This window comes from Buttiauxella ferragutiae (assembly GCF_022637515.1).
In the GTDB taxonomy this organism is placed as follows: domain Bacteria; phylum Pseudomonadota; class Gammaproteobacteria; order Enterobacterales; family Enterobacteriaceae; genus Buttiauxella; species Buttiauxella ferragutiae.
Genome location: NZ_CP093332.1, coordinates 2159357 through 2171797, shown reverse-complemented (window position 1 = coordinate 2171797; position 12441 = coordinate 2159357). Strand labels below are relative to the sequence as shown.

Sequence of the window (12441 nt, the reverse complement as noted above, 5' to 3'; positions counted from 1 at the left end):
TCTAGTGCGCTATATAATCATCAACAAGATAATGGGTTGGCATATGAACATGCAGTCACGACAGGAAATAGGGACACAACTTTCTTTTGCGCTCTATGGTGCGGCGAGCCGCATGAACCGGTTACATAAGCCGTTCCTGGACCCGCTGGGCCTTACCTTTCCCCAGTATCTGGTCATGCTGGAGTTGTTTAACGGAACCCCACGCACCGTGGGTGATATTGGGAATAAGCTTGGCATGGACACCGGCACCATTACTCCTATTCTCAAAAGACTTGAGGCTGCCGGACGCATAACCCGCACGCGGGATCGCGCAGATGAAAGGCGGGTTCTCATTACCCTCACCGATGACGGGCTCGCGTTGCAAAGCGAGCTGTGGCGCGTAACCGAAAGAATCAAATCAGCCTGTCAGTTATCGGATACAAAGCTCGAGGAGTTACGAGATACCCTGAATAGCTTTGCCCATCCCGCTGACAACTGATCATCCTCCACTCAGATAAAAGGTTCTGGTATGAAAATAGGCATTATTGGCGCCGGAAACATTGGTGCGACGCTGGCACATAAGCTCTCTGTGCAGGGCCATGAGGTCAAACTGGCCAACTCAAGAGGACCGGAAACCATTATAGAGTTGGCGCGAAGAGTGGGTGCGCTGGCGGTTGAGCGCCAGGAGGCCGTACGAGATGTGGACGTCATCATCTTCTCTATACCCTTTGATAAGCATGCTGAATTGGCTGAACTCTTGCGTGATGTTCCGGAAAGCGTCGTCGTCATTGATACCTCTAATTACTACCCCTTCCGCGACGGGGACATTGAAGAGCTCCGTGAAGGCAAACCTGAAAGCGTGTACGCCAGTGAAATAGTCAAACGCCCTCTTGTCAAAGCCTGGAACGCTGTTCTGGCCCAGACGCTTCAAGAGAAAGGGCTGGCTGCCGGTTCACCGTCCCGTATCGCTATCCCGGTTGCCGGCGACAGTCCGGTAGCAAAATCTGTTGCGCTTGAACTGGTCAATCAGACCGGTTTCGATGCAGTAGATGCCGGTACGCTTAGCGAATCATGGCGGCAACAGCCCGGCACGCCAGCCTACTGTACTGAGCTAAAAACCGGAGAGCTTGAAGCAGCCCTTAAGGCAGCGGATAAAACTCGCGCTCCACTGAACAGAGATGCGTTGATCAGGGAGTTTATGTCTGCAGGCGAACAACTCACTCATGATGCTATCGTCAAACGTAACCGTGCAGTAACGGCCTGAGCCAAAAAGGGAAAATTATGATTAATAATGAAAAGTAACGGATTGCTGTTCTGGGAACCGGCCACATCGGTAAAACGCTTGCTCGCAGTCTCGCATCTGCCGGTTACTCCGTTAAGGTCGCCAATTCTCGCGGACCTGAAACGATAGCCCCCGACGTGCTTGAAACAGGCGCTGAAGCAGCTGATGCAGTCAATGCCATGCAGGATGCACAGGTTGTCATCCTTTCCATACCTATGGCAAAGCTTGCGGATATCGCTCCTCTGATCCGGAAATTACCCCGGCATGTTATCGTTGCTGATACGTCTAACTATTATCCACATCGCGACGGCAACATTGATGCGTTCTCAGATGGGGAGGTCGAAAGCGCGTGGGTGGCAGATCTCCTGAACCGTCCGCTGGTGAAGGCCTGGAATGCAATAGGTTCAGATTCTCTCGTGACAAAAGGTACAGCAGAGGGCACGGCAGGACGAATTTCAATTCCGGTGGCAGGGAATATCGAAGAGCACAAGAAAATGGTTATGCGTCTTGTCAGTGATACGGGGTTCGACGCTTTCGATGCAGGTACTGTTGAGGAGTCATGGCGTCAACAGCCGGGTGCACCTTGCTACTGTACTGACCTCACATATGATGAAATGAAGTCAGCGATCGCCGCAACGGAAAAAACACGGCTGCCTGCGCGTCGGGATATTGCTGTCCATGCAATTCAGGAGCGAATGGGCGATAAGCAATCCAATCCGACTGCTGATTATATTGTTCGATTACACCGGGCTCTTTTTATGTAATCCGTAAGCCATATTTCATTTATCGATGCATGAGCGAAAATGCAAACGATCTGCTGATCGCTCATGAGGGACAATCATACTTAAATCTCCAACATTGCAGGAGATTTGAGTATGAATACGTCACCGTGGAACAAAGAGTGTTGTCTCCTGGATTATCGGGGCGGCTCATCTTCATCCCTTAAATTCTTAATGTCTCGATAACCGCTCGCAGAGCGGGCGACACATTGCGGTGAGGATAATAGAGAAATGAGCCTTCCAGGCGCTCGCTGTAGCGTTGTAAAACTCTGATGAGCGACCCCTGTTCTAAATCATCAGACACCAGCTCTTCCGGGATATAAGCCAGTCCCAGGCCCAGCCTGGCTGCTTTGGCTTCCATATAGCTGTCTGCGAAAGCCCACTGCCCCTGCGGCCGATGGGTGATTTTTTTACCATCCTGGTGAAGTTCCCATGCGTACAGGCTTCCGTCACCAAACTGATAAGCGATACAGGGATGCACCGCTAAATCTGCGGGGACTTGCGGAAAGCCATAGCGACGAAAATGCTCAGGGGTACCCACAATGGCCATCTCCATATCGGGCGTAATGCGCACTGCGACCATGCCCTGACCTACTTCGGGCCCAAGACGGACGCCCGCATCGAATCTTTCCTCGATAATATCGACGAAACGACTCTCGTTCATGAGTTCAAGCCGGATATCAGGGTAGCGCAGTTTAAATACCGCAAGCTTTGGCAGAAGGCATTTATCAATCGCGTGCTGGCTGGCATTGATACGTACCGTGCCAGAGGGCGTCTCGCGATAATGCGCCAGCGTGGCAAGGCCAAGATCTAACGTATCAAATCCGGACTCCGTTTTTTGATAGAGCTGCTCCCCCGCTTGTGTCAGCGACAGCTTACGCGTGGTGCGCACCAGTAGCTGGACCCCAAGTCTTTCTTCAAGCTCACGAACAGAACGGCTTACCCCCGATTGAGCAAGCCCCAGTCTCTGAGCCGCAGCTGTAAAGCTGCCTTCCCGTACCACCTGCATAAACAAATAAAGCTCGTTGTAGTTCTCCCTTTTTGCCATTGATTTACTCCCCCCCTCGAATGACGCCAGTGTCAGCATTGATTTATAACAATATGGTATTAATTTTAGCAATTTTTACCCTCTAATCAGCACTAGTTCTGCTAACTACAATGAGCCCATCAAAACAAAGCACAGCAGTGTTGTCCGTAGGAAACCTGTATCTCTCTATTTTCATGGGGATTTTTATGAAAGCTTTCACTCGAACGCTAAAAACCGCGATGCCTGCCATGCTGCTATTCGTATCATTAAGTGGAGTCACGACAATGAGTTATGCAGATTCAACCAATCCGAATACCCCTGTTTCGATGTTCGATAAATGGGATAAGACGTTCGCCGAGAGCCAGAAAGTCGATCATCGTAAGGTCTCGTTTCAGAATCGATATGGGATTACCTTAGTGGGCGATCTCTACCTGCCCAAAGATCGCGGCGATCGCAAGCTGGCAGCGATTGCCGTGAGCGGGCCTTTTGGCGCGGTGAAGGAACAATCCAGCGGCCTGTATGCGCAGACGCTGGCGGAACAGGGATTTGTTACCCTGGCGTTTGATCCTTCTTATACAGGTGAGAGCGGTGGCTATCCGCGTAACGTCGCCTCACCGGATATCAATACCGAAGATTTCAGCGCAGCGGTAGATTACTTAGGGTTGCAAAAAGAGGTGGATCGCAACCGTATCGGGTTGCTCGGTATTTGCGGCTGGGGCGGCATGGCGTTAAACGACGCCGCAATGGACACCCGCGTCAAAGCGGTGGCCACCAGTGTGATGTACGACATGAGCCGGGCGATGGGGCATGGCGTGGGTGATGGACAAGATCGTTACTCAGCCGCTGACCGTCGTGCCGTACTGCAGTATCTAAATGAACAGCGCTGGAAAGATGCGGAAAGCGGAACGTTCGCATACGGCGGCCATGATATTAACGTCGACAGCAACGGCAAGGTCAGCGCGGGCGAGCGCATTCTGCCAGAAACGCTCCCGGCGGATCCTCATCCGGTACTGAAAGAGTTCTTTGATTACTACCGCATGCCGCGTGGTTTCCATGCGCGTTCCGTGAACTCTACCGGGGCGTGGACGTCAACGACGCCGCTGTCATTTATGAATATGCCGCTGCTGAGCTACGCCAGCGAAATCACCATCCCTACGCTTATCGTGACCGGTGAAAACGCACATTCACGCTATTTTGCCGAAGATGCTTATAAGGCTCTTGGTAGTAAAGAAAAAGAGCTGGTGATCGTCCCCGGTGCAAATCATGTGGACCTTTACGACAATGCGGCCGGTAAAATACCTTTCGGGAAGTTCGAACAGTTTTTCAAAACCAACCTGAAATAAACCCTCTGCTGAGAAGATTAAAAGCCACCTGTCTACCCGGGTGGCTTTTATCCTGATTTTTGTGAAATATGAATATGTCGATACTAAACCAAACACCATCACAGAATAATCTGCACGCTTACTGGGGCGGCATTTTTGCCATGACACTGTGTGTCTTTGTGCTGATTGCATCGGAATTTATGCCCGTTAGCCTGCTTACGCCGATAGCCCGTGATTTAGGCGTAACGGAAGGGCTGGCAGGACAGGGAATTGCCATATCCGGTGCGCTGGCCGTCCTGACCAGCCTGACTCTTTCGACGCTGGCTGGAAACAGGAATCGCAAGTCCCTACTACTGGGGCTTACGGTCTTAATGGCCATATCGGGAATAGTTATCGCCATAGCGCCCAACTATCCGGTTTATATGCTGGGGAGGGCTCTGATTGGTGTCGTCATCGGTGGATTCTGGTCAATGTCGGCTGCAACCGCCATTCGGCTCGTACCGCAGCAGCAGGTTCCCCGGGCGCTGGCGATATTTAACGGCGGGAACGCGCTGGCTACCGTTGTGGCTGCGCCGCTTGGCAGCTATTTGGGAGCGACAGTCGGTTGGCGTGGGGCCTTTTTATGTCTAGTCCCCCTTGCGATAGCCGCGTTCATCTGGCAATGCATCAGCCTGCCTCCGATGGAAAGCGATAAAAAACAAATGCCAAAGGGATCTGTGCTTCGTCTGTTCAGCGTCTCCATCGTACCAACAGGACTGCTGGCCTGCGGACTCTTCTTTATGGGGCAGTTTGCCTTATTTACCTACGTGCGCCCCTTTCTGGAGACCGTAACCAGCTTGGGTACTTCTGGCCTCTCCATGATTTTACTCGCAATTGGCGTAGCAGGTTTTGTCGGCACAATAATCGTAACGACATTCCTGAACGCAAGGTTTTATCAGACCTTAATCATGATCCCTCTGCTTATGGCAGCGATTGCCGGTATGTTACTGTTGGTCGGACATAGCATCTGGGCTGTTGCCGTTTTGCTAAGCCTGTGGGGGCTGCTTGCGACGGCTGCACCAACGGGATGGTGGACATGGATAGCACGGGCTCTGCCCGAAGATGCAGAGGCGGGTGGTGGTCTCATGGTTGCGGTGATCCAGCTATCGATTGCACTTGGTTCAACTGCAGGAGGTCTGGTATTCGACAGTCTGGGATGGCGAAGTGCTTTTGGCTTGAGTAGTTTGTTACTTCTGGGAGCGGTAGCGATGGCATTTGTCACATCCCGTCAAAAATGTAAGGCGTACTAGCGCAATCCATTTATTTCTGGCGAGCTCTTTGTCATGGCATACGGCAGAGAGCCGAATGTCTGCTGTTCGCTCAAACCTGCCCGTGAATTTGGATTGCTCTGTCCGGGTTTTTTTGTTGGAAACGACCAAGTACTTTGCTAACTGGTAGTCAAGTGATATGCAAATGGGGATCAAGTGAATGTGAATACCCATTTTGCCCTCAGCACCACATGTTTGAATTTTCTTTTTACATCCAGATTCCAGTTGCCGGTTCGATCGGTGCCGTTATCCAATTCCAGAGTTGTCGTACATTGGATCCCATCGGTATTAATTGAGAAGATTTATCCATTCAGATTGAGAACACAAATACTGCTTATCTCTGAAGGAGTACTGTTTGGTACTGTCATTTCACGTGCTGTTTTAGTTTGTTATAGAGAGCTGTGTGACGTTGGAAATATCATGATATTTGAACCGGTTATTTAACGCTTAATAAGCCCGAAACCTGTGCTGTGGCAGCAATAAAATAAGAGGTCAATTTCTGCTTTAAGGCTGATTTATCTCGTGTAGTTGCGTCTTTGTCATGGAATCGCTGCGGTCGCCTATATGATCTGAGCACCAGATATTTCTATTTATTTCCTCATAAAGAAACCTCAGAAAATGCCGTTATTAGTTAAACAGCGATCTCGCTGCTTTGCATGTGGGTTACCCTAAAAATGTTAAAAACAACGCAATCCCGCTTTATCGCATTGATCAGCTTGTTTTTTATTGTGCTGGTCATCGTCACGCTTATAGTGATCCAGGTCTTTGTTGCCCCTCAGCTGAAACAAACAGAAAGCACTCTGGTTGCGAATCAGGTTGAAGATATCGCCGTCGTTATCAATGACCGGCTGAACAAAGTTGAATCTCAGGTGCGTACCATCACTCAAACCGTCGCTCAAATGGACAGCGACAGCATTGACCGATTGCTGCCCGCGCTGGTTGATCAATATGGTGATTCCGCCGTATTTGGAGGCGGGATCTGGCCTTTACCGAATCAGCGTGACCCGGAAAAAATCAAATTCAGCACCTTTTTTGCTCGTAATAATAACAATCAACTGTCGGAAAACACCTTCTGGAACAGTGCCGAATCGCCGAATTACTTCGAGCAGTCCTGGTATCTTGCGGCTTCAAAAGGTGTAAAGGGCCAGTGTGTCTGGGCACCTGCCTACTTTGACGACGCCAGTACCCAGCCGCGTACCAACTGCGCAATGCCGATTTATAAAGGCGATAAACTCTGGGGGGTGGCGACTATTGACGTCACGCTGGGGTTCTTTAACCAGTTGGTCACGGAAATGGAGAATAAAGTTCACGGCACCATTTATATCGTTGAGAAAGACGGCATTATCGTAGGCACCAGTCATTCCAGTGATGAAAAACTGCCGAAGCTGGCCTCTCTGGGTGAAACCTCACCGCTTGCGATACAAATCCGTAAAAGCCTCGATCAAATTAACGGGCAGGAGAATCTGGTTGCTGACTACGATAACGACGGTCCCTCACACACCCTGTTCATGAGTAAGATTGAGGGGCCGTGGTACATCGCGACGAACATGCCAACCAGTCAGTTGCTGACGCGTACGCACAGTATCCTGCAAAGTCTTGGGCTGGTGCAGATCCCGATGGTGATTTTACTGCTGGTGGTTCTGATTCTGGCTATCAAAATCTTTATGCGTCAGCTGGATGCCTTGTATAAAAATATCAGCCAGCTTTCCGCCGGTGGCGCGGATCTGACCCGTCGCTTACCGGATAGCCGTAGTCCGGAATTCAACCGTGTGAACCAAAGCTTCAACCAGTTCCTGTCATTCCTGCAATCGATCCTCCGTCAGGTCGGTGACAGCAGTCTGGCTATCACCTCGGCATCGCGTGAAATCGCCAGTGGCAACATGGACCTCTCCGGGCGTACCGAAGAGCAGGCGAGTTCGATTGTTGAAACGGCGGCCTCCATGGAGCAGTTGACCAGCACGGTGAAACAGAATGCAGCCAACGCCGAAGGTGCTAATCAGCTGGCGCGTGATGCGTCTGCGGTTGCGCAGAAAGGGTCGGAAGTGGTGAAACAGGTGGTCGATACCATGGGCTCTATCACCCGCTCATCGCACAAAATTGTCGATATCATCAGCGTGATCGATGGTATCGCCTTCCAGACCAACATTCTGGCGCTGAATGCTGCCGTCGAAGCGGCGCGTGCCGGTGAACAGGGCCGCGGTTTTGCTGTCGTGGCATCTGAAGTGCGCAGCCTGGCACAACGTTCAGCAACGTCCGCCCGCGAAATTAAAAAGCTGATTGAAGATTCCGTGGCAGATATCTCCACGGGCAGCCAGCTGGTGGCAATCGCCGGAACGACGATGGATGAAGTCATGGGCGGCGTGAATAACGTGGCGACGCTGATGAACGAAATCATGTCTTCCAGTCAGGAACAAAGCCTCGGCATCGAGCAGGTGAACGTCGCGATCACCCAATTGGATAACGCCACTCAGCAGAATGCGGCGCTGGTGGAACAGGTATCTACGGCCGCTCAGGCTATGCAGGATCAGACGGTTCAACTGGAAACCGTTGTAGCTGGTTTTAAACTCTGATTGTATTTTTTCACTGTAAATAGAACGGTAGGTGAGAGTTCACTTACCGTTTTTTTATGGCCGGACGCAGTATAAGTATCCCGCCAAACCATTCACTTTTAGAGATCTTCCGACAGACTGATTATGTCCGTGTGAGGATAACTTCCGTTATTTGCTCAAAGTCGCCTGATGTCCTTTGGGCAGCTTAGTGCCAGGAGCGGACGCATTGTCTGGAAGCTCAAGACTGACTTTGCTTGTGCAGTCTATTATGTTGCGCATTTCGTCCCCTTTTAATCGGGGAACCATATATAAAGAAAAATCTGATAGATAAATGATTCTTGACTTTAGATATTTGTCACTTTAAAAGAAGTGTAATCGTATAGAATTTTATAAAGGACGCTGGCTCATGTTGCCGCAGGATAGCCTTCAGCAAGAAATCATTGCATCTATTAAAAAATCACTCACTTTCGATATTCTATATCAAAGAATAAGACCTGACATATCAAAATTTATCATTGCCACCTCGAAGCTATCCTTAAAAGGCCTCGATGATTGGGAACGATTAATTCGAGCAGAGATTTTCTATTCACTTCGACAGTATAGTCAGAAGCAAAGTGATAATGATTTCCAGCAAGTTGGTTCACTCAGATGGATGGACATATGTAGCTCTGATGGTTACAGACGCGAAAGAGCGCTAAGGACACTATCTGGTGGAGCACCAAATAGTTTTTTATTAGCTTTAGTTGTTCGGAAGCTAAATGACTGGGTTCCGCAGGTAAGAGATGCAGCCCGTGATGCTTTGCCATTGGTTGCTGAAGAATCTGACCCTGAGTTTATTGTTGATGTCTTATTTATAACTCTTCCCTACTGGGATTCCTGGGGGAGAATGGAAGATATCGAGAAAGAGGTGTTAATGAAAGTGGTTATGATGGAGAAAGTAACTAATGCTTTAAAAAAACGGCTTCTAACATCCTCTTCAGGGCCTGTCGCTAATATATTTTCGCAGGCAGGACGCACAACAGCTTTGGATAAATTTTTAGCTGAAATTTCAGAAAAATCAATTCAACCCTCCCTGCGAGCCAAAGCGTATCGTTGTCAGTTTGAAAGTAAATTTGTTTGGGCTGAAGGGCTGACATGGCAGTGGGTTGACAAAAGATACGGCATACAGCGACGCATCCCTGCTTTAAAAGAACGAATAATACCTACAACTCCCCCCTTTATTGATACTTTGAGAAAGGCAACAACCGACCGCTCGCCAATGGTTCGGCGTATAGCTGGCGAAATGCTCATAAAAGAATTGGATAACATCGGTGATGAAGCATTTAATCTGGCAAATATATTGGCTTCTGATATGTCGCCATCAGTAGCAGAACGCGGAAGATATGCATTAGCCGACTTAGAAAAACGAAACTGACTATTCACACACATACATTGGTGTGCCTTTGGCCAATTAAGCGATAACACATATTATTTGCTATGGGTTTATCAGCCAACATCTGTGAGAACGATAGCTGATTTCCGCTCCTCGCTCATTGTAGACCTTACTTGTTCTTAAACCTGGCCGCTCCGTGCCAGTAGCGGATGTTACCAAGTCCGCACTACATTAATTAGAGGAGAGCAGGTCAAACCTTCCACGTTGAGGTACGATACATTCCGACGAATAAAACCTCCGCACATTAAACCTCAGGAACAATAACAAAATGCAATGTGGCTTCACTTTTTATCGACTTGATATCCTTTTTCAAACTCGCCGGATTTTGTATAAAATGATCGGGATCGTACACAAAAAATATAATATCTTTGCAAGCAGAATATGCTTGATAACGATGGAGATCAGAAATAATTTGGTCCGCTAACTTACCGTCTCTTAATTCCTTCCTTGTCTTTTTGACTTCTATCGCAATACTTTGATCACGTATCAAAAAATCCACTCTTGAATTTGATCCTAAATAATAGGGAATGGCACTCTCTTTAATTACATCTTCGAAGTTTAATGCCAGTATTGCACGCAGCAAATCCTGAACATCGTACTCATCGTTGATTACATAACCGGGGCGATTATCATATCTGTTGTTTAATGCCAATCGAAATGCATTAAACTTTCTCAGTGTTAACTTTAACTTTTCGACATCACTTAGTTCTCTTTCTTCAAGCGGATGAGATAGCATATCAAAGTATGTGCCTACAATTTTATCTTCAAAGTCATTTTCATGTTTTGATTTGGTGCTAAAGTGAAGATAAAGAAAAGAAGAAAGCAAGAATACCTGAATTAGGGAGAAAATCATCACACCAAATTGAGATATACTAACTCGGTATGTAAAATCATAGCGATACATAGTAAAGTTGTTATGACTTGTATGTATGCTCTCCCCCATGGGTACAAGATGCCCATGGACATGCACGGAAGTCGCATTGTAACGCCCAGGGAGGAATGCATAAAAGTCGCTAGGCTTTATTTTGGACTCACCGGAATTATATTTATTAAGTATATCAAAAGTGTTAGTATTGATGGACTGGTAATCTTTGTCCATCATCGCTTCTATAATGGTTGAGTTTGTGAGATCATATGGCTGAAAATAGTCTGCTATGACAACATAGTAGCTAACTCCAATAGTGAGAATAGAAACTAAGATGCTCAGCTTACTAATGAGAATAACCTTTCGTAAGAGCAGGATTGCTCTGGAATACTCCCTTACTTCATTGAATTTATAATCCATTTTTCCCTTCAACGTCAGCATGTCTTTTGACGATTTTTATCATAGCTATTTTGTCAGGTCACCTTAAATACTATGCAGTTGACCTACACCCCATTGTTTCATACATTTCGATAAGTGTAAGCTTTTGAAACTTCTGCCCTTAGGTCGTTGCCGACTGTAAGGTTGAATCTTGTTTTAACAGAGAACACTGCCAGATCAAGTCTGAGGCAATATATATAAAGGGCGAAGCGGGCTCTTTGCCTCCCGCCCTGCAGCCTGAGAATTTTCCTGGCATCAAGCACCAGGAAAATTCTCAGGGGGAATTATACCCCCTGAAACAAGCTTTACTCTGCCCACTTACCTATAAGATTAAAGCCACATTCTTTTGTGGCTTCTTTCCCTCTTCCCTCAGGCTTTATCCATCAAATAACGATGCGCTTTGGATGCCGCGCTGGCGGCCTTGAAAATATAGCGTTTGTCGTTCTTCAGTGCTTTCAGCCAGGAAGCGATATAGCTTTCATGCTGAACCTCTCCGACAATCCCCAGGTCCGCCATCAGGAACGCGCTTCCCAGTTCGGCGATCAACTCCTCAAACGCATATCCCTCACTGCCAAACTTCCCTTTCATTTCACGCTTCAGCCGACTTTTTGCCCCGCTCCAGTGAACCAGCTCATGCAGGCCCGTAGCGTAGAAATTGGCCGCGTCGGCAAAAAGATACCGTTCCGGTAAGCGGATTTCGTCAGTTGATGGTGCAAAAAAGGCATTCTGTCCCTTCTCGATGATGGTTGCACCACTGTTACGGAAAAGCGCTTCCGCACGCGGTAAGGGCTCAAAGGTCTCTGCCGGGCAAACTACTTCGTCACTCAGATGCAAACCATCAATTTGCTCAACATTAAACACGGTGAACGTCTTCAGCATCGGGATAAAGTCAGTTTCTCCGTCGTCATTTTCCTTTTCCAGTGTGGTAGAGAAAATGGCGGTAGTGCCATGTTCCCCTTTACGCACCTGCCCGCCTTCCGCTTGCGCCTGTTTGTAGGTCATCCAGCGTGAATCATTGAATCCCTGTTCTGACGCACAGCTCCACAACAACATGATATTCATCCCGCTGTATGCAGCGCCAGTCGCATAATTTGAAGGTAATCCTGACATGCCCGGTACGCGCTGCCACGGGCAAGACCACGGCTTAACTCCGGCTTCCAGTGCCGCAATGATACTGTCAGTAACTGACTGATAAATATCGGTTCTATTTTTGGAAAATTTCGTTTTTGAGGAGCCTGACTGCTCCAGCGGGGATACGCTGGTCGCCGTTGCGGCGTTAGGTGAGCTAGTCTGGGTATGCTGGGAAATCGTCATGGTTTTTTCTCCGTCAGTGGTGTGATTTTCGTCTTCGTATCGCCTGACGGTTCGTTTTCCCGACATCGTTCCGGCACGCAAGGGCGCAGAATGCGTGCCATTTACCCTTGCGGGACGGGTTGTGTTGGGAAACGATTAGCCGGAAGC

Annotated in this window: 10 protein-coding genes; 7 read left to right on the top strand and 3 right to left on the bottom strand. The window is 48.4% G+C overall.

Going from position 1 to position 12441, the window contains the following annotated elements; all coding sequences use genetic code 11:
- Positions 1-43 precede the first annotated feature (43 nt).
- Genes MNO13_RS09950 through MNO13_RS09940 form a run of 3 tightly spaced genes read left to right on the top strand, consistent with a single transcriptional unit; the run spans position 44 to position 2025 of the window.
- Positions 44-478, top strand: coding sequence for a MarR family winged helix-turn-helix transcriptional regulator (locus MNO13_RS09950; RefSeq protein WP_181540659.1), 435 nt, complete (start codon positions 44-46; stop codon positions 476-478).
- A gap of 30 nt (positions 479-508) precedes the next feature.
- On the top strand, positions 509-1243 hold the full coding sequence (locus MNO13_RS09945) for an NADPH-dependent F420 reductase (protein WP_241939924.1): 735 nt from the start codon (positions 509-511) through the stop codon (positions 1241-1243).
- A gap of 41 nt (positions 1244-1284) precedes the next feature.
- A complete protein-coding gene (locus MNO13_RS09940) occupies positions 1285-2025 on the top strand; it encodes an NADPH-dependent F420 reductase (RefSeq protein WP_241940060.1) in 741 nt (246 codons plus the stop codon).
- A gap of 178 nt (positions 2026-2203) precedes the next feature.
- On the opposite strand, the gene MNO13_RS09935 is transcribed toward MNO13_RS09940, so the two are convergent.
- Positions 2204-3088, bottom strand: a complete 885-nt coding sequence (locus MNO13_RS09935) for a LysR family transcriptional regulator (RefSeq protein ID WP_133522847.1) — start codon at positions 3086-3088, stop codon at positions 2204-2206.
- Between the two features lie 263 nt (positions 3089-3351).
- On the opposite strand from MNO13_RS09935, the gene MNO13_RS09930 reads away from it, so the two are divergent.
- The 4 genes from MNO13_RS09930 to MNO13_RS09915 all read left to right on the top strand — a co-directional run bounded on the left by MNO13_RS09930 (position 3352) and on the right by MNO13_RS09915 (position 9659).
- Entirely contained in the window at positions 3352-4410 is a 1059-nt protein-coding gene (locus MNO13_RS09930; RefSeq protein ID WP_133522878.1) for an alpha/beta hydrolase, read from the top strand.
- A 74-nt stretch (positions 4411-4484) separates the two neighbouring features.
- Positions 4485-5678 carry an MFS transporter gene (locus tag MNO13_RS09925; protein WP_241940059.1) on the top strand — a complete coding sequence of 398 codons (1194 nt, stop codon included), beginning with the start codon at positions 4485-4487 and terminating at the stop codon, positions 5676-5678.
- Positions 5679-6370: 692 nt separating this feature from the next.
- Entirely contained in the window at positions 6371-8266 is a 1896-nt protein-coding gene (locus MNO13_RS09920) for a methyl-accepting chemotaxis protein (protein ID WP_241939923.1), read from the top strand.
- A gap of 385 nt (positions 8267-8651) precedes the next feature.
- Complete coding sequence (locus MNO13_RS09915; RefSeq protein WP_241939922.1) at positions 8652-9659, top strand: hypothetical protein; 1008 nt, start codon at positions 8652-8654, stop codon at positions 9657-9659.
- Positions 9660-9921: 262 nt separating this feature from the next.
- On the opposite strand, the gene MNO13_RS09910 is transcribed toward MNO13_RS09915, so the two are convergent.
- Both MNO13_RS09910 and MNO13_RS09905 read right to left on the bottom strand, forming a co-directional pair.
- Positions 9922-10962, bottom strand: a complete 1041-nt coding sequence (locus MNO13_RS09910; RefSeq protein WP_241939921.1) for a PD-(D/E)XK nuclease domain-containing protein — start codon at positions 10960-10962, stop codon at positions 9922-9924.
- Between the two features lie 387 nt (positions 10963-11349).
- On the bottom strand, positions 11350-12294 hold the full coding sequence (locus MNO13_RS09905; RefSeq protein ID WP_241939920.1) for an ArdC family protein: 945 nt from the start codon (positions 12292-12294) through the stop codon (positions 11350-11352).
- Positions 12295-12441 lie beyond the last annotated feature (147 nt).